Origin of the sequence: Micromonospora yangpuensis, assembly GCF_900091615.1 — a bacterium.
In the GTDB taxonomy this organism is placed as follows: Bacteria; Actinomycetota; Actinomycetes; order Mycobacteriales; family Micromonosporaceae; genus Micromonospora; species Micromonospora yangpuensis.
Genome location: NZ_FMIA01000002.1, coordinates 2,571,688 through 2,594,778 on the forward strand (window position 1 = coordinate 2,571,688; position 23,091 = coordinate 2,594,778).

The 23,091-nt window shown below is 72.8% G+C and carries 23 protein-coding genes and 1 pseudogene; 13 read left to right on the forward strand and 11 right to left on the reverse strand.

Annotated elements, in window-relative coordinates; translation table 11 throughout:
* Window positions 1–53 precede the first annotated feature (53 nt).
* From GA0070617_RS11720 to GA0070617_RS32020, 4 genes are all read right to left on the reverse strand, one after another.
* The gene (locus GA0070617_RS11720) at window positions 54–1,082 is read right to left on the reverse strand and encodes a helix-turn-helix domain-containing protein (RefSeq protein WP_091436416.1); all 1,029 of its coding nucleotides are present in this window, start codon (window positions 1,080–1,082) and stop codon (window positions 54–56) included.
* A gap of 151 nt (window positions 1,083–1,233) precedes the next feature.
* Window positions 1,234–1,737 carry a hypothetical protein gene (locus GA0070617_RS11725; RefSeq protein ID WP_091436418.1) on the reverse strand — a complete coding sequence of 168 codons (504 nt, stop codon included), beginning with the start codon at window positions 1,735–1,737 and terminating at the stop codon, window positions 1,234–1,236.
* A gap of 86 nt (window positions 1,738–1,823) precedes the next feature.
* Window positions 1,824–3,455, reverse strand: coding sequence for a RecQ family ATP-dependent DNA helicase (locus tag GA0070617_RS11730; protein WP_091436420.1), 1,632 nt, complete (start codon window positions 3,453–3,455; stop codon window positions 1,824–1,826).
* Window positions 3,456–3,535: 80 nt separating this feature from the next.
* Complete coding sequence (locus tag GA0070617_RS32020) at window positions 3,536–3,661, reverse strand: hypothetical protein (protein ID WP_268239678.1); 126 nt, start codon at window positions 3,659–3,661, stop codon at window positions 3,536–3,538.
* 202 nt (window positions 3,662–3,863) lie between these two features.
* Between GA0070617_RS32020 and GA0070617_RS11735 the strand changes: the two genes are divergently transcribed.
* Window positions 3,864–5,372 carry a glycoside hydrolase family 3 protein gene (locus GA0070617_RS11735; protein WP_091436422.1) on the forward strand — a complete coding sequence of 503 codons (1,509 nt, stop codon included), beginning with the start codon at window positions 3,864–3,866 and terminating at the stop codon, window positions 5,370–5,372.
* Between the two features lie 18 nt (window positions 5,373–5,390).
* Here the strand turns inward: GA0070617_RS11735 and GA0070617_RS11740 are convergent, their stop codons facing one another.
* Window positions 5,391–6,470: a PQQ-dependent sugar dehydrogenase gene (locus GA0070617_RS11740; RefSeq protein ID WP_091436424.1), complete on the reverse strand. Its 1,080-nt coding sequence runs from the start codon at window positions 6,468–6,470 to the stop codon at window positions 5,391–5,393.
* Between the two features lie 99 nt (window positions 6,471–6,569).
* Here GA0070617_RS11740 and GA0070617_RS11745 point away from each other — a divergent pair, with 99 nt between their 5' ends.
* The 7 genes and pseudogenes from GA0070617_RS11745 (at window position 6,570) to GA0070617_RS11775 (ending at window position 10,904) form a co-directional block, all read left to right on the forward strand.
* A complete protein-coding gene (locus tag GA0070617_RS11745) occupies window positions 6,570–6,923 on the forward strand; it encodes a hypothetical protein (protein ID WP_091436426.1) in 354 nt (117 codons plus the stop codon).
* Between the two features lie 52 nt (window positions 6,924–6,975).
* Window positions 6,976–7,797 carry a DUF1206 domain-containing protein gene (locus GA0070617_RS11750; RefSeq protein WP_091436428.1) on the forward strand — a complete coding sequence of 274 codons (822 nt, stop codon included), beginning with the start codon at window positions 6,976–6,978 and terminating at the stop codon, window positions 7,795–7,797.
* Between the two features lie 74 nt (window positions 7,798–7,871).
* A pseudogene (locus tag GA0070617_RS11755) lies at window positions 7,872–9,077 on the forward strand (mechanosensitive ion channel family protein); the annotation flags it as partial.
* Window positions 9,078–9,367: 290 nt separating this feature from the next.
* On the forward strand, window positions 9,368–9,802 hold the full coding sequence (locus tag GA0070617_RS11760) for a phage holin family protein (RefSeq protein WP_091436434.1): 435 nt from the start codon (window positions 9,368–9,370) through the stop codon (window positions 9,800–9,802).
* A complete protein-coding gene (locus tag GA0070617_RS11765) occupies window positions 9,799–10,152 on the forward strand; it encodes a DUF3618 domain-containing protein (RefSeq protein ID WP_091436437.1) in 354 nt (117 codons plus the stop codon). Before GA0070617_RS11760 ends, GA0070617_RS11765 begins: the two co-directional genes overlap by 4 nt.
* Complete coding sequence (locus GA0070617_RS11770; protein WP_091436439.1) at window positions 10,149–10,421, forward strand: DUF4235 domain-containing protein; 273 nt, start codon at window positions 10,149–10,151, stop codon at window positions 10,419–10,421. Before GA0070617_RS11765 ends, GA0070617_RS11770 begins: the two co-directional genes overlap by 4 nt.
* A gap of 279 nt (window positions 10,422–10,700) precedes the next feature.
* On the forward strand, window positions 10,701–10,904 hold the full coding sequence (locus tag GA0070617_RS11775) for a cold-shock protein (RefSeq protein ID WP_088962828.1): 204 nt from the start codon (window positions 10,701–10,703) through the stop codon (window positions 10,902–10,904).
* 181 nt (window positions 10,905–11,085) lie between these two features.
* Here GA0070617_RS11775 and GA0070617_RS11780 read toward each other — a convergent pair whose 3' ends face one another.
* Both GA0070617_RS11780 and GA0070617_RS11785 read right to left on the reverse strand, forming a co-directional pair.
* On the reverse strand, window positions 11,086–11,280 hold the full coding sequence (locus GA0070617_RS11780; RefSeq protein ID WP_091446267.1) for a hypothetical protein: 195 nt from the start codon (window positions 11,278–11,280) through the stop codon (window positions 11,086–11,088).
* 92 nt (window positions 11,281–11,372) lie between these two features.
* Window positions 11,373–12,356, reverse strand: a complete 984-nt coding sequence (locus GA0070617_RS11785; RefSeq protein WP_091436443.1) for an aldo/keto reductase — start codon at window positions 12,354–12,356, stop codon at window positions 11,373–11,375.
* A gap of 118 nt (window positions 12,357–12,474) precedes the next feature.
* On the opposite strand from GA0070617_RS11785, the gene GA0070617_RS11790 reads away from it, so the two are divergent.
* Window positions 12,475–13,500, forward strand: coding sequence for an adenosine deaminase (locus GA0070617_RS11790; protein WP_091436445.1), 1,026 nt, complete (start codon window positions 12,475–12,477; stop codon window positions 13,498–13,500).
* Between the two features lie 289 nt (window positions 13,501–13,789).
* Here the strand turns inward: GA0070617_RS11790 and GA0070617_RS11795 are convergent, their stop codons facing one another.
* Window positions 13,790–15,193 (reverse strand): HAMP domain-containing sensor histidine kinase, encoded by a 1,404-nt coding sequence (locus GA0070617_RS11795; protein WP_091436448.1) that lies wholly within the window; start codon window positions 15,191–15,193, stop codon window positions 13,790–13,792.
* Window positions 15,194–15,222: 29 nt separating this feature from the next.
* Window positions 15,223–15,912, reverse strand: a complete 690-nt coding sequence (locus tag GA0070617_RS11800; protein ID WP_091436450.1) for a response regulator transcription factor — start codon at window positions 15,910–15,912, stop codon at window positions 15,223–15,225.
* Between the two features lie 73 nt (window positions 15,913–15,985).
* Between GA0070617_RS11800 and GA0070617_RS11805 the strand changes: the two genes are divergently transcribed.
* Window positions 15,986–16,906 carry an ADP-ribosylglycohydrolase family protein gene (locus GA0070617_RS11805; protein ID WP_091436452.1) on the forward strand — a complete coding sequence of 307 codons (921 nt, stop codon included), beginning with the start codon at window positions 15,986–15,988 and terminating at the stop codon, window positions 16,904–16,906.
* A 4-nt stretch (window positions 16,907–16,910) separates the two neighbouring features.
* On the opposite strand, the gene GA0070617_RS11810 is transcribed toward GA0070617_RS11805, so the two are convergent.
* Together GA0070617_RS11810 and GA0070617_RS11815 are read right to left on the reverse strand one after the other, a co-directional pair.
* Window positions 16,911–18,008, reverse strand: a complete 1,098-nt coding sequence (locus tag GA0070617_RS11810) for a DUF1775 domain-containing protein (RefSeq protein ID WP_175440503.1) — start codon at window positions 18,006–18,008, stop codon at window positions 16,911–16,913.
* 305 nt (window positions 18,009–18,313) lie between these two features.
* Entirely contained in the window at window positions 18,314–19,462 is a 1,149-nt protein-coding gene (locus GA0070617_RS11815) for a class I SAM-dependent methyltransferase (protein WP_229688304.1), read from the reverse strand.
* A 113-nt stretch (window positions 19,463–19,575) separates the two neighbouring features.
* Between GA0070617_RS11815 and thrS the strand changes: the two genes are divergently transcribed.
* The 3 genes from thrS to GA0070617_RS11830 all read left to right on the forward strand — a co-directional run bounded on the left by thrS (window position 19,576) and on the right by GA0070617_RS11830 (window position 22,951).
* Window positions 19,576–21,573 carry a threonine--tRNA ligase gene (thrS, locus tag GA0070617_RS11820; protein ID WP_091436457.1) on the forward strand — a complete coding sequence of 666 codons (1,998 nt, stop codon included), beginning with the start codon at window positions 19,576–19,578 and terminating at the stop codon, window positions 21,571–21,573.
* Between the two features lie 179 nt (window positions 21,574–21,752).
* On the forward strand, window positions 21,753–22,265 hold the full coding sequence (locus GA0070617_RS11825) for an HIT family protein (RefSeq protein ID WP_091436459.1): 513 nt from the start codon (window positions 21,753–21,755) through the stop codon (window positions 22,263–22,265).
* Window positions 22,266–22,312: 47 nt separating this feature from the next.
* Window positions 22,313–22,951: a CG0192-related protein gene (locus GA0070617_RS11830; RefSeq protein ID WP_091436461.1), complete on the forward strand. Its 639-nt coding sequence runs from the start codon at window positions 22,313–22,315 to the stop codon at window positions 22,949–22,951.
* Window positions 22,952–23,091 lie beyond the last annotated feature (140 nt).

The window sequence follows — 23,091 nt, forward strand, 5'->3', positions numbered from 1 at the left end:
ACGGCCCCCCGTTGACGGTCACCCGAACTTGCGGACCGGTGACCGCGATGGACTCAGTCTGCCCTGACCGGGTTGACGGTGGATGCCCGCCGGTTGACGATCCGTGACGAGTCGGACTGCCGGCGGCGCCAGTCCTGCGGGGTGGTGTCGTGGGCGGCCCGGAACGCCCGGCTGAAGTGGGCCTTGTCGGCGAAGCCCCACCGGGCGGCGATCGTGGCGATCGGCCGGCTGTGCAGGGCGGGGTCGGCGAGGTCCCGGCGACACCGCTCCAGCCGCAGCCCCCGGATGTACGCCGCCACGGTGGACTGTTCGGCCTCGAAGAGCCGGTGCAGGGACCGCACCGAGATGTGGTGGGCGTCCGCGACGACCTGCGGGCTGAGGGTGGCGTCGCCGAGGTGCTGGTGGATGTAGGACTGCACCTGGGCGAGCAACGCACGTCGGCGTACCTCGGTGGGCACCGCGTCCTCGGCGACCAGGTGCCGACCGAGCATCGTGGTGACCAGGTCGAGCCCCACCCCGCCGAGCCGGCTGGCGTCGGCGTCGTGGTACTGCTCGGGATGGCTGGTGAGCTGCACCAGGTACTGCGCCAGCAGGGCGCCGATGCCCTCGCTGCCGGACATCCGGCCGGCGAAGAGCGGGACGAGCCGGTCCTGGGACAGCGGAACCGCCGAGTACGGGATCAGCGCCACGATGGACGAGGCGGCGTCGTCGCCGATGCCGTGGTGGCACACCTCGTGCGGGCGCGAGGTGTCGTAGAAGGTGAACTCGCCGGCGGAGATCGCGTTGTACCGGCCGGCCTGGCTCAACGAGCTGTTGCCCCGGATGGTCAGGGCGAGCAGGTAGTGCTCCGGGTCCGACCGGCGGACCAGCAGCTCGTTGCGCTGGGCGTCCAGCGACGGGTACTCGTAGCGCAGGAGTCGGATCGGGCCCAGTTCGGTGACCTCGGCCCAGGCGGCGAAGTCGTGGGCGTGTTCGGTGCGGATGCGCAGTGGCACCGAGGTACGGGCGACCATGTCGAGCCAGAGCCCGAAGCGTTCGGCTGCCGGCACCTGCCGGGTGTCGATGGTGTCTCGGGACAACATTGTCGTTCTGCCTCCCCCAGTGGCGCGAGCCGTCGGGCCCATTGTCCCCATTGGTCAGGTGACCATACGAGACGAGGGCGGTCACCGAACGTGTCGTCCGGTGACCGCCCGGGACCACCCGGACACCGGGGGTCGACGACGGCAGTGGGGTTCAGTCGTTGAGGATCTGGGCCAACCGGTCGCGGAAGCGTCGCTCCGAGGCGCTTACCTGCTCGCCGCCGAGGCCGAGCAGACCGCCGGTGGAGGCCGCCCCCACCACCTGCTCGGCGATCTCCACCAGCCAGTGCTTGTACGCCCCGGCCTCACCCTCGTCGACCTTCGCGGTCAGCAGGGTGGCGGCCTTGCTGGCCCGGTGCAGCACGTCGTCGATCAGCACGCCCGGGTCGGCGGGGGAGACGACCGGTAGCTCCGCGCCGGCCTCCGGGTCACCGACCCGCAGGACGATCTCACCGGCGACCGCGGCCACCAGCGGACTGGCCGAGCCCCGGCCGGCGGAGATGGTCTCCAGCCCGGCCGCGTTCTCGGCCATCGTCCGGCGGGTGCTGTCGGACTCGGCGGCGCTCGCCGCGGTCAGCACCGACTGCGGCAGGCCGACCAGCAGCCCCCATTCCTCGTCGGAGAAGCCGAACCCGGTGTACGCCGGCTGTTCGATCACGACAACGCCCCTCTCACCTGTGACTGCACCTGAAACGTGAGCCCGCCGGAAGCTGTGCGGTGCCGGCGGGCGCGCGCGGGAACACGCTAGCTCAGGGTCAGCAGACCCTGCTCGGACACCACGGGCACGGACAACGTCTTGTACCCGACCTCGTCGAAGAGAACCGTCATCCGGTCCTCCTCGTAGTTGAGCACCATGCCGGGGCCCCACTCCGGGTGGCGGACCTGGCTGTGCACCGGGAACGGGCCGCTCGCGCCGTCGTCGGCGACGCTGGTGCCGGCGTGGCAGTTGTCGCAGTGCCCGCACACCTCGGTCATCTGCTCGCCGAAGTAGGCAAGCAGCGCCTGCCCACGGCACCCGGAGGTCTCGGCGAAGGCCCGCATCATGTCGGTCCGGGACCGGGTGACCGCCTGCTGGCGCTCCGCCTCGGCCAGGGCCGCCGCCGCCGCGTCGGCCGGCTGCGGCGCGTACCGGGGGGTGCCGAGGCGTTGCTTCTTGCGTGGCTCGACCGCACCGACCTGCTCCAGCAGGGCCAGCAGCTGGGCCAGCTTGCGGGGGCCGAGGCCGGTGCTGGCCTTGAGGTCCTTCTTGGTCGCCGGCTTGCTGCGCACCAGCGCGGCCAGCTCCTGCAGCTCGGTGACGTTCGGCAGGCCGCCGCTGAAGAAGCGCTGCAACCCGACGTCCTCGGCCCGCCACAGCAGCAGCACCCGGGCCGGCTCGCCGTCGCGCCCGGCGCGACCGATCTCCTGGAAGTAGCTGTCCGGCGAGTCGGGCAGCGCCATGTGCACCACCCAGGCGATGTTCGGCTTGTCGATGCCCATGCCGAACGCCGAGGTGGCCACCATGATCGGCACCTGGTCGGCGAGGAACGCCTCGTGCAGCTCGTTGCGCTGCCCGTTCGGCATCCCGCCGTGGTAGTACTTCGACGGGAAACCCGCGTCGGTGAGCCGGGCGGCCAGTTCCTCGGCGGACCGGCGGGTCGGCACGTAGATGATCCCGGGGCGCCCGTCGTCGCGCAGCAGCGCGATCAGCCGCCGCCACCGGTAGTCCTCGGTGGGGCAGTGCGCCACCTCGAGGAAGAGGTTCGGCCGGTCCAGTCCGGAGACCACCACCTCGGCGTCGCGCAGCCGGAGCCGGGCGATGATGTCGTCGCGTACCGGTGGGGAGGCGGTGGCGGTCAGCGCGACCACCGGCGGGCGGCCGATGCCCTCGATGAGGTGCCCCAGGGCCAGGTAGTCGGGGCGGAAGTCGTGTCCCCAGGCCGAGATGCAGTGCGCCTCGTCGATCGCCACGAGCGCCGGCGCCAACTCACGGACCTCGGCCATCCGGTCCGGGTTGGCCAGTTGCTCGGGGGTGATGAAGAGGAACTCCGCGCGGCCCTCGCGGACCTCGGCGATCGCCTCCGCCTGCTGGCTGGCCGACTCGTTCGAGCTGACCCGGACCGCCCGCAGTTCCGGGCGCTGGCGTTCGTTGAGGGCGGCGATCTGGTCCTGCTGCAGGGCGAGCAGCGGGGAGATGACCACCGTCGGCCCGGGGATCAGGCTGGCCGGGATCTGGTAGATCGCCGACTTGCCGGCGCCGGTGGGCAGCACCACCAGGGCGTCGCGCCGTTTCATCACCGCCCGCATGGCCGCGAGCTGGTTGGGCCGCAGCTGGGTCCAGCCGAAGAGGCTGCGGGCCGCGCGGCGCAGGGTCGTGGAGTGCGTCGACAGTTTCATTGCTGGCCGGACGTACCCTGGCCGTTCCGCGACGAAACCGCCGGGGTGTGCGGATTGCCGCACCGGGCGGCGGCGGGGGATCAGCGGCGGCCGAACATCGCCCGGATCGCGGCGAACAGCAGCAGCCCGCCGACCACCAGGCCGAGCAGGCGTACGCCGGGGATCTCGGCCGCGCTGGTGGCGTCGGCCAGGTTGGTGGGCTCCATCGTCGAACTGTCGCACGGTTGCCGGACCGTCGCCACCGGCTAACAGTAAGGTTTCTTGACTATTTCGGGACGCGGTGTGACCATGGCAGGGCCGCGCCGGCGGCGACCGGCGGGGCCGGTGAGGACGGGGGTGCGGACACCGCATGAGCGACGGGATCCTTCCGACCGACGGGCGCACGCCGAGCAGGCGGGAGGCGGCGGCATGACCGCGCCGAACAGCGCGCTGACCGCGCTGGCCGCCGCCGTCCTGCAACCCGGCTTCGTCGGCACCACGCCCCCGCCCTGGGTCTGCCGGTGGCTCGACGAGGGGCTCGGCTCGGTGGTCCTGTTCGCCCGCAACATCGTCGACGGAGCGCAGGTGGCGCAGCTGACCGCGGCCCTGCGGTCGGTGCGGCCCGACGTCCTGGTCGCCGTCGACGAGGAGGCCGGTGACGTCACCCGCTTCGAGTCGGCCCGAGGCAGCTCCCGGCCCGGCAACCTGGCGCTCGGGGTGGTGGACGACCCGGCGCTGACCGAGGCCGTGGCCCACGACCTCGGCACCGAGCTGGCCGCCGCCGGGGTCACCCTGAACTACGCCCCGGACGCCGACGTCAACGCCGACCCCGGCAACCCGGTCATCGGGGTACGCGCCTTCGGTGCCGACCCCGCCCTGGTCGCCCGGCACACCGCCGCCTGGGTACGCGGACTCCAGGCCGGCGGGGTGGCCGCCTGCGCCAAACACTTCCCCGGACACGGCGACACCCGGGTGGACTCCCACCACGACCTGCCGACGATCCACGCCGACCGGGCCCGGCTGGAGCGCACCGAACTGCTGCCGTTCCGGGCCGCCGTGGCCGCCGGGGTGCAGGCGGTGATGACCGGTCACCTCCTGGTGCCGGCGCTGGACCCCGCTCTCCCGGCCACCCTCAGCCGGCGGATCCTGGGCACCCTGCTCCGCGACGAGCTGGGCTTCGAGGGCGTGGTGGTCACCGACGCGATCGAGATGCAGGCGGTCACCCGGCGCTACGGCTTCGCCGGCGCGGCGGTACGGGCCCTGGCCGCCGGCGCCGACGCGATCTGTGTCGGCGGCGAGCACGCCGACGAGGAGACGGCCCGCCACCTGCGCGACGCCATCGTCGCCGCGGTCGTCGCCGGTGAACTGCCCGAGGAACGCCTGGCCGAAGCCGCCAAACGGGTCGGCCACCTCGCCGCCTGGAGCGCCACCGCGCGGGCCCGCCGTCGGCCGCCGGCCGTCCACCCCGGACCGGCCACCGCACCGGCCGACCGGGCACCGGTCGGGTTGACGGCGGCGCGTCGGGCGGTCCGGGTCACCGGGGCACCCGACGGGCTGCCACTGGCCGGGGCGGCACACGTGGTGGAGTTCGAGCCGCCGTGCAACATCGCGATCGGGCCGGAGACCCCGTGGGGGATCGGCGTCGCCCTCGCCGAGCTGCTGCCGGGCACCCGCACCGTCCGGTTCACCGAGGCCGAGGTGCCCTTCGACCCGACCGCCGGGGCCGCCGGTCGGCCGGTCGTGCTGGTCGTGCGCGACCTGCACCGGCACCGCTGGATGGGGGCAGCCGTCGGGCGGGCGCTGGCCGCCCGCCCCGACGCGGTAGTGGTGGAGCTGGGGGTGCCCGCGCTGGTGGTCGGCGGGGTGCACCTGGCCACCCACGGCGCCACCCGGGTCAGTGCCCGCGCCGCCGCCGAACTGCTCACCGGCACGGCCTGACCGGTTGCCCTGCCCTGCTCAGGGCTCCAGGCGCAGGATCCGGTCGTCGTCGGCACCGGGTGAGCCACGCCCGTCCCGGTTGTTGGTCAACACCCACAGCGAGCCGTCCGGTGCGGGCGCGACGTGGCGCAGCCGCCCGTACTCCTCCACCAGCAGCGCCTGGGCGTTCTGCCCGTCGGTGCCGAGGCGGTACAGCCGTTCCCCACGCAGGCACGCCATCCACACCTCGTCGTCGACGACGGCGATGCCGCTGGGGGAGGCGTCACCGGTGGCCCAGGTGGCCACCGGCGCCTCGTACCGCTCGTCGTCGGAGTCGCCCTCCACCTCGGGCCAGCCGTAGTTGCCGCCGGGGGTGATCCGGTTCAGCTCGTCGTACCGGTTCTGGCCGAACTCGGCCGCGAAGAGGGTGCCCGCCGAGTCCCAGGCCAGCCCCTGCACGTTGCGGTGGCCGTAGCTGTAGACCGGCGAGTCGCCGAACGGGTTGCCGGGCGCGGGCTGCCCCTGCGGGGTGAGCCGCAGGATCTTGCCGCCCAGCGAGTCGCGGTCCTGGGCGCTGTCCCGGTCGCCGGCGTCGCCGGTGCCGGCGTAGAGCATCCCGTCCGGCCCGAAGGCGATCCGGCCGCCGTTGTGCGTCGAGGCCCGCGGGATCCCGGTGAAGACCGGCTCGGGGGTGCCGCCGGCCTGCATCCGGGCGATCCGGTTGTCCTGGGCGGTGGTGTAGTAGACGTAGATCCACCCGTCCTGGGCGTGGTCGGGGGAGACCGCGATGCCCAGCAGGCCACCCTCGCCGCCGGGGGCGGCGTCGGGCACCCGCCCCACCTCCCGGGTCTGGCCGTCGGTCAGGGCGAGGATCCGGGTGCTGTCGCGCTCGGTGACCAGCGCCGAGCCGTCCGGCAGGAAGGCCAGGCCCCAGGGTGCTTCGAGACCGGTGGCCAGGACCTCCACATCTCCCGGCCGGGCCTGCGGGGCATCCGAGACCGAGGGATCGGCGAACCACCCCCGCCAGTACCCGAAGCCGGCAACTCCGGCCAGCAGGGCGACGGTCAGCACACCGGCGAGCAGCAGCCGACCTCTTCCGGGGCCCGATCGATCCGTCATCGTCCGACCCTAGCGGGCCGGATCGGGCATCGACGAGCCGCCGCATTTTCAAGATCAGTGGTGGTTCCGGCGTTCGCGTCCGTCTCGTACCCTTGGCGTGTGACGAACTTCCCCCCGAACCCCCTCCGCCGGACCGCCGGGCTGCTGGCCGGTCTCGCCCTCGGCGCCGCCCTGCTCGCCGGGTGCAGCTCCGAGGGGGCCTCCACCGACTGTGGCCTGGACGCGTGCACGGTCACCTTCGACCGGGGGGTGGAGGCCAGCGCCACCATCCTCGGCGTGGAGACCCGCCTGGTCGGGGCCGAGGGCGACCAGGTGACCGTGGAGGTCGCCGGCGAGCAGCTGTCGCTGACCATCGGTCAGCAGGCGGCCGAGGTCGCCGGCTTCTCGGTCACCCTCGACGGGGTCACCGACCAGCAGGTCAAGATCCGCGTCGCCCGGAACCCGGGCAGCTGACGACCCCTGCGGGACACGTTTGGAAATCTCCGCGTTCGGAGATTGATGCGCCATGTCTCTCACCCGGAACGCCGAAGCCACCGCCTCCCGCGCGGCGAACAGCCGGTGGCTCAAACTCCTCGCCCGTGCCGGATTCATCGGTTACGGGGTCGTGCACCTGCTGTTCGCCTGGTTGGCCCTGCAGATCGCCTTCGGCAGCTCGTCCGACGACGGCGACCAGTCGGGTGCCCTGCGTACCCTCGCCGCCCAGCCGATGGGCAAGTTCATCGTCATCGCCATCGCCGTCGGCATGGTGGCCATGGCCCTGTGGCAGGCCACCGAGGCCGCCGTCGGTCACGTCAGCCAGGACGGCAACAAGCGCACCATGGAACGGGGCCTCTCCGCCGCCCGTACCCTGGTCTACCTCTGGTTCGCCTTCACCGCCTACAAGGTCCTCTCCAGCGCCAACTCCAGCAGCGCCGACCAGCAGGAGGACCTCACCGCCTCCCTGATGGAGTCCACCGGCGGCCGTTGGCTGGTCGGGTTCGTCGGTCTGGTGGTCGCCGGGATCGGCATCGGCCAGGCCATCTACGGCATCAAGAAGAAGTTCGAGAAGAACCTCAACACCCACGAGATGAACGCCAAGACCCGCCAGCTCGCCCGCCGGCTGGGCATGGCCGGGTACGCCGCCCGTGGCTCCGCCTTCGCCGTCTCCGGACTGCTGGTCGTGGTGGCCGCGGTGAACTACGACCCGGAGAAGGCCCGGGGCCTGGACGCCGCCCTGCGTACCCTTCGTGACCAGCCCTACGGCAGCATCCTGCTCGTCCTCGTCGCCCTGGGCATCGCCGCCTTCGGCGTCTACTGCTTCATCCAGTCCCGGTACCGCAAGGTCTGATCTGGTCGATTCCGGGTCCACCGGGCACCATTGGGCCTTTGCCCGACGGCCGTCCGGATGGAGGAGAGGAACCCGTGCAGGAGTACCTGACGACGATCGCCGCCGCGCTTGGTGCGGCGGCGATCGCGTTGTTGCTGGTCGAGGTGATGCACCGGGTGTTCCAGCGGCTTGGCCGCCGCTCGGTGCTGCTGGTCGAGCTCACCGAGCACGCCCACCGGTCCATCCAGGTCGCCGGGGCGGTGCTGGCCGTCCAGTTCGCCGTCGGGTTCAGCACCGGGTACGCGGTGGGCACCGCCTGGCGGCAGGCTGTCCTGCACCTGCTCGTACTCTGCGTGATCGCCAGCACGGCCTGGCTGGTCGCCTCGCTGCTGGTGGTGGTGGAGGACACCGCGCTGGCCCGGTTCCGGGTGGACGTGCCGAACAACCGGCACGCCCGCCGGGTGCGTACCCAGGTGGTGATGCTGCGCCGGATCACCATCGTGGTGATCGTGGTGCTGACCGTCGGCGTGATGTTGATGACCTTCCCCTCGGTGCGCGGCATCGGCGCCGGCGTGCTGACCTCCGCCGGTGTCGCCGGTGTGGTCGCCGCCCTGGCCGCGCAGAGCCTGCTCGGCAACGTCTTCGCCGGCCTGCAGCTCGCCTTCAGCGACGCGGTACGCCTCGACGACGTGGTGGTGGTCGAGGGGGAGTGGGGCCGGATCGAGGAGCTGACCCTCAGCTACGTGGTGGTGCAGATCTGGGACGACCGTCGGCTGATCCTGCCCACCTCGTACTTCACCAGCACCCCGTTCCAGAACTGGACCCGGACCGAGGCGGCCGTGCTCGGCACCGCCATGTTCGACGTCGACTGGGCGGTGCCGGTGCAGGCCATGCGGGAGGAGTTGCGCCGGATCGTCGAGGGCACCGACCTGTGGGACGGCCGGGTCTGCGTCCTGCAGGTGGTCGACGCCACCGGCGGCGTGATCCAGATCCGGGCGTTGGTGAGCGCGGCGGACGCCGGCAGCCTGTGGGACCTGCGCTGTGTGGTCCGGGAACACCTGGTGGCCTGGGTACGCGACCAGCGTCCGCACGCCCTGCCCCGGATGCGTACCGAGATCGGCGACGAGGCGAGCGCGCTGCCCTGGCAGTGGGACCGGCCGGACCGCAAGGGCCGCCGGCCGGCCCGACGCCCGGCCGCCGCGAACCCGCCCGACGACGCCCGGATCTTCGGCGGCAGCGACGACGGCGACGCCCGCAGCGAGGCCTTCGTCGGGCCGACCGACGACGATCCCCCGGCCGAGGCCCTCGTCGGCACCGGGGACGCCGAGCAGCCCGCCCCGACCGACGAGCACCACGACCCGGCGTCCGGTGCCTCGAACGGACGGGTCGAGAGCCGGCGCTGAGCCGACCGGGGCGACCCCTTCCGGGTGGTCTGCGCCGGTCGCCGGGTTTGGTCCGGTCGCTGGCGGGGAGGTGCTGCCGGTGCTCCCGCGGGCACCGGCGGTTCGGCGTCCCGGAACGGTCCCGCCGGGCAGGATTGACGGGCGACGACTCCGGGCATACAGCGCGGTGATGACGAAAGGAGGGCAGCATGGCTGACGTGGCGAATTCCCGAACGCCCCGGGGAGAGGTCGAGCCGTCCACCGCCGAGCTGGTGCAGCGGGCCACCGAGCAGGTCTCCCGCCTGATCCGGGACGAGCTGACGCTGGCGCGGGCGGAGTTGACCGAGAAGGGCAAGCACGCGGGCATCGGGGTGGGGCTCTTCGGCGGCGGTGGGGCGCTGGCGCTGTACGGGCTCGGTGCGTTGATCGCCGCCGTGGTGCTGCTGCTGGCCACCTGGATCACCCCGTGGCTGGCCGCGCTGATCGTCGCGGTGGTGCTCTTCGTGGTGGCCGGAATCCTCGCCCTGGCCGGCAAGAAGCAGGTCAGCCAGGCGGTCCCGCCGGTGCCGGCGGCGGCGGTGCACAGCGTCCGGGCGGACGTCGACACGGTCACCGCCGCGGTCAGGGACAGGGGACACCGATGACGGGCAACGGCAACGGCAACGGGACCGGCGACGCCGAGGCGCTGCGGGCGGAGATCCGCCGTACCCGGATGGAGCTCGGCGAGACGATGGAGGCGCTGGCCGCCAAGGCCGACGTCAAGGCGCGGTTGAAGGACTCCGCCGACCAGGCCAAGGAACGGGTACGCGAGCAGGCCGCGCAGACCGTCGCCCGGGTCCGCGGGCAGGCGGCGCAGACCGCCGAGGTGGCGCGGTTCCAGGCGCAGGAGAAGGGTGAACTGGTCCGGCGCAATCCCGTACCGTGGGCGGCGGTCGCGGCCGGTGCGGTGGCGACCGTGATCGTGCTGTTGATCGTCCGGGGGAGGCGCAGGTGAGCAAGGGCATCAACAAGACCGTCTACAAGCCCGTCGGGGTGGTGCTCGGGTTGGCCGCCGGTGCGGTGGCCGGCGCGGTCTTCCGGCAGGTGTGGAAGCTGACCGCCGGTGACGGCGACGCCCCGAACGCCACCGACGAGGACCGTGGCTGGGGTGAGGTGCTGGCGGCGGCGGCCCTGCAGGGGGCCATCTTCTCGCTGGTCCGGGCGGCCGTCGACCGCGGCGGCGCGGTGGGCGTACGCCGGCTGACCGGGCACTGGCCGGACTGACCGGCAGACGGCGTGGACCCCCTTCCCGGACTTCGGTGGAGGGGGTCTTCTCGCGCCCGATGCCTGGCCGTTCAGGCCTCCGTCAGGTCACATGTCGGAGACTTTCATCGGTTAGGCTGTGCGGAGTTTTTGCGCACGTGGTTTGCTGATCCACGCCGTTGACAGTGGCGTGGATCGAGAGAGGTCTCCTTACCTGGAGCCGCCTCGGAGCACCGCTGCTCGAAAACGGCCAATCGGCCGCACGGCGTGCTCGGCCGCCAGTTTTAGAAGGAGATACACATGGCGCAGGGAACCGTGAAGTGGTTCAACGCAGACAAGGGCTTCGGCTTCATCACCGTCGACGGCGGGGGTGCTGACGTCTTCGTCCACTTCTCGGCCATCCAGTCCAGCGGCTACCGGTCGCTGGAGGAGAACCAGCGGGTGGAGTTCGAGATCGCGCAGGGTCAGAAGGGCCCGCAGGCTGAGCAGGTCCGGCCGATCTGAGCGACGCCGGCCGACATCCGCCGGCCGCCGAACCGATCCGGCCTGCCGGGTCACGTCGAAGCCCCGCATCCCGACCGGGAGGCGGGGCTTTCCACGTGCCGTGCCGTGCCGTGCTGCCGCCGTGCCGGGCCACTGCCGTGCCGGGCCGCTGTCGGGCCGGCGGGTGGCCGGGCCGGTGGCCTCAGGGGCGGCGCCGGGCACGCATCGCCCACCGGAGCACGACCAGACCGACCACCGTCAGGACCGGGCCGATCACCGCCCAGATCAGTTGGTCGCTCATGATGCTGCCGCCGACGTAGCCGAGGCCCTGCACCGTCCACAACGCGCCGACGACCACCGCCAGCAACCCGAGCGTCAGCGGGAGCCAGCCCCTCATCCGATCCTCCCTCCCGGCGGTGGCGGCCACCGCACCGTCCCGGTCAGCCTGCCCCGGCCCGCCGTCGCCGGGGGGCACCACGCCGGAGGTGTTCACCACCGGTCGTGCACCTGCGGCCGGACCAACTCGTCGTAGGTGTCCCGGACCGCCGCGAGTTCCGCCTCGGACAGCGGCGCCAGCTTCGCCGCGGCGGCGTTGAGCCGGGCCTGGTCGGCGTCCCGGGCGCCGGGAATGACCACGGTGACGCCGGGCTGGTCGATGATCCAGCGCAGGGCGAACTGCGCCATCGTCCGGTCCGGGCCGAGCAGCGGTACCAGTCGACGCACCACGGCCAGCCCCCGGTCGAAGTCGACGCCGGAGAAGGTCTCGCCGACGTCGAAGGCCTCGCCGTGCCGGTTGAAGGTGCGGTGGTCGTCGGCGGGGAAGGTGGTCTGCTCGTCGTACCGGCCGGAGAGCAGACCACTGGCCAGCGGCACCCGGGCGATGATGCCGACACCGGCCGCCGCCGCGGCCGGCAGCACGCGCTCCAGCGGCTTGAGGCGTACCGCGTTGAGGATGATCTGCACGCTGGCCACCCCGGGCCGGGCGATGGCGGTGAGCGCCTGGTCGCAGGTCTCGACGCTTACCCCGTACCCGGCGAGGCGCTCCTCGGCCACCGGGGTGTCCAACGCGTCGAAGACCGCGTCGTCGGCGAAGACCGCGGTCGGCGGGCAGTGCAGCTGGACCAGGTCGAGCCGGTCCATGCCGAGGTTGGCCCGGGACCGGTCGGTCCAGGCCCGGAAGTTCTCCAGGGTGTACGCCTCGGGTGTCTGCGGCACCCGGCGGCCCATCTTGGTGGCCACGGTCAACCCCGCGTCGCCACGTTCGCGCAGGAACCGACCGATCAGCTGCTCGCTGCGCCCGTCACCGTAGACGTCGGCGGTGTCCAGGAAGGTGACCCCGGCGTCCACCGCGGCACCCAGCACGGCCGACGCGGTGTCGTCGCTTACCTGCCCCCAGTCGGCACCGAGCTGCCAGGCCCCGAGGCCGACCACCGAGACGGACCTACCGAGTCGCGTGAGGTTTCGTTGTTCCATTCGACAGAGCCTAGTGATCCGCTCGTGGTCCGCGCACCACGAGCCGGTCCGGCGGTCGACGGGACGCCCCGTCCGGGACCCGGCGGGTAGGCTGCTGCACCGCAGAGAGGAGCGTCCCGTGACCGACCTGACCACCTTCATCGCCGGACTGCCCAAGGCGGAGCTGCACGTGCACCACGTCGGCTCCGCGTCCCCGCGGATCGTGGCCGAGTTGGCCGCCCGGCACGAGGGCCGCAGCCCGGTGCCGGCCGATCCGGACGCGCTCGTCGACTACTTCGCCTTCCGCGACTTCGCCCACTTCATCGAGGTCTACCTGAGTGTGGTGGACCTGATCCGCGACCAGCAGGACGTCTGGCTGCTCACCCACGAGGTGGCCCGCGAACTGGCCCGGCAGCAGGTCCGCTACGCCGAGTTGACCGTCACGCCCTACTCCCACGTGCGGCGGGGCATCCCCGCCCCGGCGTTCTGCGAGGCCATCGAGGATGCCCGCAAGAGCGCCGAGGCCGACTTCGGGATCGTGCTGCGCTGGTGCTTCGACATCCCCGGCGAGGCCGGGCTGCCGGCCGCCGAGGAGACCCTGCGGATCGCCCTGGACGAGCGGCCGGACGGGTTGGTCAGCTTCGGTCTGGGCGGTCCGGAGATCGGGGTGCCCCGGCCGCAGTTCAAGCCGTACTTCGACCAGGCCAGGGCGGCCGGGCTGCACAGCGTGCCGCACGCGGGGGAGACCACCGGGCCGGAGACGATCTGGGACGCGCTGCGTCATCTGGGCGCCGAGCGGATCGGGCACGGCATCTCCGCCGCCGCCGACCCCGAGCTGATGCGGCACCTCGCCGAGCAGCGGATCGTGCTGGAGGTCTGCCCCACCTCCAACGTCCGGACCCGGGCGGTGGCCGACCTCGCCGAGCACCCGCTGTCCCGACTGGTCGAGGCCGGTGTTCCGGTCACCATCAACTCCGACGACCCACCGATGTTCGGCACCACGCTCAACGACGAGTACGCGGTGGCTGCCCGCCTGCTCGACCTCGGCCCGCAAGGGGTGGCCGCGCTGGCCGAGGAGGCGGTGAACGCCTCGTTCCTCGCCCCGGCCGAGCAGCAGCGGCTGCGCACCGAGATCGCCGGCTACCTGGCCACCGCTGCCGGCTGAGCCGGACCGGTGGTGGGCACCCAGCCGTGAAACCTGTCGCGGGCGTTGCCCGCACGAGCCGGAGTGTTGCTGGCGCGCGCGACGGGAGCAGGTGTGGGGGACCGCGCTCCCGCCGCGCGCGCGGCTGCACCGGCCGGTGGGTGACAGGCCGTTGGCCGGTGGAACTGATGGGTTCTCGAAGATCCTGTCACCGAGACCGGGCCGGCGGACGCCGGTTAAGCCGGATCTAAGAAAGACTTGCGTTACCGCACAACGAGCGCTCGCCGCACCGCACCACGAGCGATGGTCCTCAGCGTCCGGACGGGCGCTGCCGGGGCCAGCGGCGGCCGGCGGACTTCTGCTCCCGGGCCTCCCGCGTCATCCGGCCGACCAGGCCGAACCGGTTGACCTGCCGGGGGGTCGCCTCCGGATCGGTAAGCAGCATCACCACGCTGGCCCCGCCGAGCCGGGCCCGGTCGATGCTCACCGAACCGTTGGCCTGCAACGCCACCCGCTTGGCGATGTCCAGCCCCAGGCCGGTGGAGCCCTGGTCGCTGGCCCCCCGGCGCAGCGCCCGGTCCGGGTCGCTGATCCCGGGGCCGGCGTCGTCGATCCGGATCGCCACGTACCCGTCGCGGCGGGAGACGGCCACCTCGAACGCCGTACCCTGCGGGGTGTAGCGGAAGACGTTGCCGATCACCGCGTCCAGGGCGGCGGCGAGTTCGGCGCGGGCGACCGGCGCCGGGATCCGCAGCTGCGCCCCGCTGACCCGGTGCGGCCGGTGCTGGTCGCCGGCGAGTGCCGCCCAGAACACCATCCGGTCCCGCACCACCTCGCTGACGTCACACATCGCCGGTGCGGTCTCCTGGGCGACCGTCTTGCGGGTGGTCTTGATCAGCTCGTCGATCTCGCCTTCCAGGGTGACGATGGCCTGCCGGATCCGGCGGATGCCCCGGCGGCGGTCCAGCTCCGCCTCGCTGAACGCGCCGACGCTGGTGTCGTCGGACTCCAGCGCCTCGGCGTCCAGCCGCAGCACGGTCAGCGGGGTACGCAGCCGGTGCGACAGGTCCGCCACCAGTTCCCGCTCGTCGGTGCGGGAGACCACCAGCCGGTCGGCCATCCGGTTGAACGCGTACCCGGCCTCGGCCAGCTCCCGGGGGCCGCTGGGCTCGATGCGTACCCCGAGGTCGCCGTCACCCACCGCGAGCGCCGCCTTGACCAGCCCCCGGGCCGAGTCGACCGCGCGGGCGGCGACCCGGTCCACCACGATGACCGCGGCGGCCACCAGCGCGGCGGCCACCGCGGCCAGCAGCCACCAGACGTCGGTCACCCCGTCGGTCAGGGCCGCGTCGGGCACGAAGACCTCGACCACCGCGACGGTGTCGCCGCGCACCACCGGATCGAGCCGGACCACGCCACCCTCGACCTGCGCCACCAACGAACGCCGGTCGGCCACGGCCCGCTCCAGGTCCGCCGCGGCCGCCCGCGCACCGGCCGGTTCGGCAGCCAACCCGTGTACGACAGGCCGGGTGGCCGGGTCGCCGCCGGTGGCCGCGACGGCCCGGTCGACCACCGCCGCGTCGGTGCTCACCGCCAACGCGCCGGTGACCAGCGCGCTGCGTCGGGCGGCGTCGGCGATGGCGTCCTCGCGCGCCTGCTCGCGCAGGTTGAGCCCGAGCGGCACCAGGGAGGCCAGTGCGATGAGCGTGCACATGCCGGCCGTGAGCAGGGCCAGCGCGGCCCTCAGTCCGGTGCCACCAACCGGAAGCCGACCCCCCGCACGGTGCGCAGGTATCGCGGCTTCGCCGCGGACTCGCCCATTTTGCGGCGGAGCCAGTACAGGTGAACGTCGATGGTCTGGTCCTCGCCTACCGACGGCTGGCGCCATACCTCCTCCAAGAGTTCGCGCCGGGACACCACCCGGCCGGGCCGGGCGGCGAGATAGGCCAACAGGTCGAATTCCTTGCGGGTGAGCGCCAGCGACGCCCCGTCCAGCTGCGCGCTGCGCTCACCGACGTCGACCTTGAGCCCGCCGACGGTGTGTACGGCCGGGGCGACGGTCCGGCTGGCCCGCCCGGCCCGGCGCAGCACCGTGGTGATCCGGGCATCCAGGTGCGCGCCGGTGAACGGCTTGACCATGTAGTCGTCGGCACCGGCCCGCAGCAACCGGACCACCGACTGCTCGTCGTCCCGGGCGGTGGCGATGATGATCGGTACGTCGGTGATGCCGCGCAGCATCCGCAGGGCGTCGGAGCCGTCCAGGTCGGGCAGGCCCAGGTCGAGCACGACCAGGTCGGGAGCTTCCGCGGCGACCCGCCGCAGCGCGTCCAGCGCCGTACCCACGGCGTGCACGGCGTGTCCCCGGTCGGTGAGGGATCGCAGCATCGCGCCGCGTACGACGTGGTCGTCTTCGACCAGGAGCACGGTGGCCACGTCAAGACGGTACTTCCCGTGGCAAGTCGACCGCGTTGCGGCACACCCGCCGGGCGGGCAAGCTGAACCGGACATGACTTTCACCCTGTTCGCCGACAGCCGCCTGAGCCTGGCCCGGGACGCCCTGGCCGGCCTGTCGGTCGGTGACGCCCTGGGCTCGCAGTTCTTCGTGCCGGGCCGCCACCCGGGGGAGCTGGCCGCCGGGCACCTGCCACCGCCGCCCTGGCAGTGGACCGACGACACCGAGATGGCCTGCTCGGTGGTGGCCGAGTTGGCCGAGATCGGCCGGATCGACCCCGACCGGCTGGCCCGGGTCTTCGCCGAGCGCTGTGAGCCGTACCGGGGGTACGGACCGGGCGCGGTGACCGTCCTGCGCCTGATCCGTACCGGCACGCCCTGGCCGGTGGCCGCCGCTGCCGCCTTCGACGGGCAGGGTTCGTGGGGCAACGGCGCGGCGATGCGGGTCGGCCCGCTCGGCGCGTACTTCGCCGACTCGACAAGCCGGGCCGCCGCGCAGGCCCGGGTCAGCGCCGAGGTGACCCACGCCCACCCGGAGGGGATCGCCGGCGCGGTGGCGGTCGCCGTCGCCGCCGCCCTGGCCGCCCGGGCCCGCCTGGACGGCGACCGCCCGACGCCGGCCCGCCTGCTCGCCGCGGTGGCCGCCGCGCTCGACCCCACCACCCGGGTCCACCACGGGGTACGCCGAGCCGTACCGCTGCTGGGTCGTCCGGTCGCCGAGGCCGCCGCCGTACTCGGCAACGGCGCCCGGGTCACCGCCCCGGACACCGTCCCCTTCACCTGCTGGGTCGCCGCCACCTTCCTGGACGACTATCCGGCGGCGATCCGCTCCTGCGTCGAGGCGGGCGGCGACGTCGACACCACCGCCGCCATCGTCGGTGCAGTGGTGGCCGGGTACACCGGGGTGGGCACCCCCGGCGGGGTGCCCACGGAGTGGGTGGCCCACCGGGAGGCGTTGCCGGCCTGGGTGGCCTGAGGCCTCACCGGGCGACGGCCGCCTCGCCGGCGGGGGCTGTTCCCGGGGCGGCGGGGGTCGCCTCCGGGCTGGCGGGAGCGGCTTCCGCATCGGCTGGGGTTACCGTGTCGGCCGGGGTTACCGGCTCGGCCGGCGTGGCTTTCGTCTCGGCGGGGGTCGCTTTCGTGTCGGCCGGGGTCGTCGCCGTGTCGGCTGGCGTCGTTGCCGTGTCGGCCGGGGCTGCTTTCGTGTCGGCTGGGGTCGTTGCCGTGTCGGTCGGGGCGGTCTCCGCCGTGCTGCCCGCGGCGGTGCCTTCGTCGTTGCCCTGCGTCTCGCCGCTCTTCGGGTCGTCTTCGCCGGTGGTGTCTCTTCTACGCCGCAGCCAGCGGGTGCCCAGCCAGCCGGCTGCGGCCCCGCCGCCCAGGCCGGCGACCAGCCCGCCGCCGAGCAGCAGGTCGGCGGTCAACCAGCCACCCTCCTCCGGCTCGTAGAGGGCCGAGCCGCCGTACTCGTGCGGCTCGGCGAGGCGGGTGCTCAGCGTGGGATGGGCGCCGTGTCCGCCACCGGTGTCGGCCCCGCCGCCGGGTGCCGCCGGAAGCAGCGCCAGCACCGGTGCCGGGTGCGCACCGCCGGCCGGGTCGGCCCAGCGCACCACCGTCTTGTCGGAGTAGGTCTGCACCACCTCGAAGGTCATCCGTTCGGCCTGTGGCAGCGGCCCCATCGAGACCGCGAACCGGTTCGGCCCGGTCGTCGCCGAGCCGACCCGGGTCCAGGTCACCGCAGCGGTGACCGTGTCCACCAGGGGGCCGTGGATGCTCGCCACCGGCTCGTCCAGCTTCCGGGTGGTGATCTGCGGCGCCCACCCGTCGACCGACATCGGGTACGCCTCACCGATCGGGTACGCCGTCGGCAGGCGCAGCTCCACCTTGCTGGTCCGGGCTCCCGGGCGCTCCTCGGGGACGACGATCTCGAACTTCACCGGGTCGCCCTGCCTGGCCTGTCCGGGCGTGCTCGTGACGTCAGCCGCCCAGGCCGCGCCGGGCCAGCCCAGCACCCCCACCACGGCGACGGCCAACGCGGTCAGCGCCCCGGCCCGGCTCCGCTGGCTGTCGCTACGGGTCATCGTGTTCGGCCTCCCCATCGGTGTCCAGGCGGGGCGTACCGACTCCGGCCCCACGAGGTAGTTCGGATGGCGGGCCCGAAAGGTTCAATCGCCACCCCGACCCGGTGGGTCAACGCTGGCCCGGTGGGTCGCGCTGGCCCGGTGGGTCAACGCTGGCCCGGTGGGTTGCGCTGGCCCGGTGGGTTGCGCTGGCCCGGTGGGAGGGCTGCCCCGACGTGATGGGTCGCCCCGGCGCGGCAAGTCGCCCTGGCGCGGTGAGAAGGGTGCCCCGCTATACCGGAAGCGTTAACAGGGGACCCTTCCTTTCAGGGGAGGTGGAGGACCCAGCGGTAGGCCTGGACCAGGCCGGTGTCGAAGCCGGCGGCCGAGCCCCAGAGGAACAGCCGGAACCGGCGGTACAGCGGATCGCCCCAGCGTTGGACGATCTCGTCGCGGGCGGCGTCCAGCCGCCGGGCCCACTCCCGGCAGGTCAGGTGGTAGTTGTGCCGGTCGTCGGCGATGCTCAACAGCTCGAAGGGGGAACGTGCCACGTGCCGCAGGTACTGGTGCAGCAGCAGCGGGGTGGACGAGCCGGGGTAGATGTAGCGCTTCATGAAGGTCGACGCGCTGTGCTTGCGGCGCATCGCCAGCGCGTCGCAGTAGACCCGCCCACCCGGGCGCAACGCGCGGGCGTACGCGCGCAGGGTGCGGCGGTAGTCGGGCAGGTGCTCGGTGACCCCCATGTTGACCACCGCGTCGTAGCGCCGGTCCGGGGTGTGGCCCAGCAGGTGCTCCCGGATCACCCGGACCTCCAGCCCCTCCCGCTCGAACAACGAGTTGAGGAACCGTTCCGACTCCACCGACAGGGTCAGCGTGGTGACGTTGATCCCCCGGCGGGCGGCGTGCTCGGCGAACGCCCCCCAGCCACCCCCGACCTCCAGCACGTGGTCACCCGGTCCGACCCCGATCGCCGTCAGGGCGAGGTCCAACTTGCGGGTCACCGCGTCCTCCAACGGCTCGTCGTCGGCGGCGAAGACCCCCTCGGTGTAGCAGCGGTGCCGGGTGTCGAGGAACGTCAGGAAGAAGTCCGGATCCTCGTCGTAGTGGTGTGCGATGTCCCGGTCGTCGGCGGCCTGCCGTCGGCCGGGGCGCAGCAGTGCCGGGGCGAAGCGGGCCGCCCAGGCCAGCGGGTGCAGGTCGGTGAAGAAGTCACGCATCCGCAGCGCGGCGGCCACGTCGCCGTCGACGTCCAGCCACCCCCGCAGGTACGACACGGCGACACCGAACTGGTCCAGGCTGGCCAGCGCCCGCGCGCCCCGGGCGTCGGCGACGGTGATGGTGAACGCCGGCTCGCCCGCCCCGATCACGTGCCCCGGCCCGCCGTCGGAGGTGATCGCGAACGGGGTAGCCGGGCGGCCGGCGGCGTAGGAGCGGTACCGGCGTTCCAACACGCCGCGCACATCCGTGGTGGTCACGTTACCGAATGTAACTCCGACGGCGGCCCCGGCGGTGCCGGAACCGGCGACCGATAGCATCTCTAGCGGCCGATCACCGGCTGCCACCGTCGCCTGTCCCTGGAGGAGTCACCGTGTCCGCACCCCGTACCCCCGTAGTGGCCGACCCCGTCGTCGTCGCCGCCGGGACGACGGCGGCCGACGCGGTGGCCGCTGCCGGGCTGCCCGCGAGCGGCCCGAAGGCGATCGTGGTGGTCCGCGATCCGCAGGGCCAGCTACGCGACCTGGACTGGGCCCCGGCCCAGGAGACCACCGTCGAGCCGGTCGCCATCGACACCCCGGACGGGTTGGACGTGCTGCGCCACTCCACCGCGCACGTGCTCGCCCAGGCGGTGCAGGACGTCTTCGCCGACGCGAAGCTCGGCATCGGTCCACCGATCGAGAACGGCTTCTACTACGACTTCGCCGTGGACAAGCCGTTCCAGCCCGACGACCTGGCGAAGATCGAGAAGCGGATGCAGGAGATCGTCAAGTCCGGGCAGCGGTTCCGCCGCCGCCGCTTCGACAGCCTGGACGAGGCGCGGGCCGAGTTGGCCGCCGAGCCGTTCAAGCTGGAGTTGATCGAGGTCAAGGGCGAGGGACTGGACACCGCCGAGGTGATGGAGGTCGGCGGCGGCGAGCTGACCATCTACGACAACCTCGCCGCGAACGAGGAGAAGGTCTGCTGGTCGGACCTGTGCCGGGGCCCGCACCTGCCGAACACCCGACTGATCGGGGCGTTCAAGCTGATGCGCTCGGCCGCCGCGTACTGGCGCGGGTCGGAGAAGAACCCGCAGCTGCAGCGGGTCTACGGCACCGCCTGGCCGACCCGGGACGCGCTGAAGGCGTACCTGAAGCTGTTGGAGGAGGCCGCCCGGCGCGACCACCGCAAGCTCGGCGCGGACCTGGACCTGTTCAGCTTCCCCGACGAGCTGGGCTCCGGCCTGCCGGTCTTCCACCCCAAGGGCGGCATCATCCGCCGGGAGATGGAGAACTACTCCCGGATCAAGCACGAGCAGGCCGGGTACGCCTTCGTCAACACCCCGCACATCACCAAGGGCAACCTGTACGAGGTCTCCGGGCACCTCGACTGGTACGCCGACGGCATGTTCCCGCCGATGGAGGTCGACGGCGCGAACTACTACCTCAAGCCGATGAACTGCCCGATGCACGACCTGATCTTCCGCTCCCGGGGCCGGTCCTACCGGGAGCTGCCGTTGCGGATGTTCGAGTTCGGCACGGTCTACCGGTACGAGAAGTCCGGCGTGGTGCACGGCCTGACCCGGGTCCGGGGCATGACCCAGGACGACGCGCACATCTTCTGCACCGAGGAGCAGATGGCCGGCGAGCTGAAGTCGCTGCTCGCCTTCGTCCTCGAACTGCTGGGCGACTACGGCATGGACGACTTCTACCTTGAGCTGTCCACCCGCAACCCGGCGAAGTCGGTAGGCACCGACGAGAACTGGGAGCGGGCCACCGAGGCGCTGCGCTCGGCCGCCGAGGAGTCCGGGCTGGCCCTGGTGCCCGACCCGGAGGGTGCGGCCTTCTACGGCCCGAAGATCTCCGTGCAGGTCAAGGACGCCATCGGGCGGACCTGGCAGATGTCCACCATCCAGGTCGACTTCAACCTGCCGGAGCGCTTCGGCCTGGAGTACCAGGCCGCCGACGGCAGCCGGCAGCGGCCGGTGATGATCCACCGGGCGCTCTTCGGCTCGATCGAGCGGTTCTTCGGGGTGCTCACCGAGCACTACGCCGGTGCGTTCCCGGCCTGGCTGGCCCCGGTGCAGGTGGTCGGCATCCCGATCCGCGAGGAGCACACCGAACACCTGGACGGCTTCGTCGCGGCGCTGCGCGCCGAGGGCATCCGGGCCCAGGTCGACACCGGCGACGACCGGATGCAGAAGAAGATCCGCACCGCCCAGCAGCAGAAGATCCCGTTCATGGTGATCGCCGGCGACGACGACGTGGCCGCCGGCACGGTCTCCTTCCGCTACCGCGACGGCTCCCAGCGCAACGGCGTACCGATCGACGAGGCGGTCACCCACGTCCTCGACGTGGTCCGCACCCGCACCAACACCGGCCCCTCCGCCTGAGGTGTAAGGAAGGGCCCCCTGTTAACGCATTCGGTAGAGAGGGGTTCCCCTCTCACGCAGCCGCGTTAACAAGGGGCCCTTCCTTAAGGTGGGACGGTGGGACGGGGCACGGGGGTGGTCCGGTGGCGGAACGTAGGATCGGGGGCGTGACAGGGGCGGAACGGCACACGGACAGCGGCATGGCCGACGGGCTGGATCGGCTCTGGACACCACACCGGATGACCTACATCTCCGGGGCGGACCGCCCCGAGGGTGGGTACGAGAAGCCGACCGGTTGCCCGTTCTGCCTCGCGCCGGGCCGCCCCGAGCCGGAAAGCCTGGTCGTGGCCAGGGGCGAGCACGTCTTCGTGGTGCTCAACCTGTACCCGTACAACCCGGGGCACCTGTTGGTATGCCCGTACCGGCACGTCGCCGACTACACCGACCTGACCGCCGAGGAGACCGTCGAGCTGGGCACCTACACCCAGACCGCGATGCGGGTGGTCCGCCAGGCCAGCAGCGCCCACGGCTTCAACCTGGGGATGAACCAGGGTGGGGTGGCCGGTGCCGGGATCGCCGCCCACCTGCACCAGCACGTCGTACCGCGCTGGGGTGGGGACGCCAACTTCATGCCGGTGATCGGCCGGACGAAGGTCCTCCCGCAGTTGCTCACCGACACCCGTACGTTGCTCTCCGACGCCTGGCCGTCCTGACCCGGCCGCCCCCCGCGACGGGGGGACAGCGCCTACCCTCGTTGGGCATGGCTCTGCTTCACCGCGCTGAACTGCGTCCCACCAAGTTCGAGCTGCTGGCCGCCTGGATGCCCGGTCGGGAGTGGTTCCACGGTCGGGTCGGCCGGACCGTCGACCGGGTGGCCGCGTACCGGTTCGACGACCCGGCCGGCCAGGTGGGCATCGAGACCCTGCTGGTGCGCACCGGGGAGGGGCCGGTCCACCAGGTGCCGCTCACCTACCGGGACGCCCCGATCGAGGGCGCCGACGGTCATCTGATCGGGGTCGCCGACCACACGGTGCTCGGGCGACGCTGGGTGTACGACGCCATCGGTGACCCCGTCTACGCCGCCGCGCTGGCCTCGGCGGTGCTCGCCGGCACCGGCCAGGCGTCGGAGTACTTCGAGTCCGACGGCGGGCGGGAGTACCGCGCCCCGAGCATGACCGTCGCCGTGGTCGGTGCCGGGCCCGCCGCCGTACCGCAGGTGGGTGCCGTACTGCGGGTGGTGGACGCCGATCCGGCCGTCGTGGTCACCGACGCGGTCGAGTTGACCGTGTGCCGGCGGTTGGGTGCCGACCGTTCCCTGCCGGCGGACGCCCCCGTGCTCACCGGCACCTGGGACGGCCAGCCGACCGCCCTCGCTCTGGCCTACGCCAGCCCACGGTGACGTCGCCCGGCCACCACCGCCGGACGGGCCGCCTGATGCCGTGCGGTGACGGCCCGGCGGTCAGCGCGTGACACTCGGCCCGATCCGTCGGTCGCGGTCACACCGGCCCTGACCTGCCCGTCGTGCCCGGCCTTCCCGAT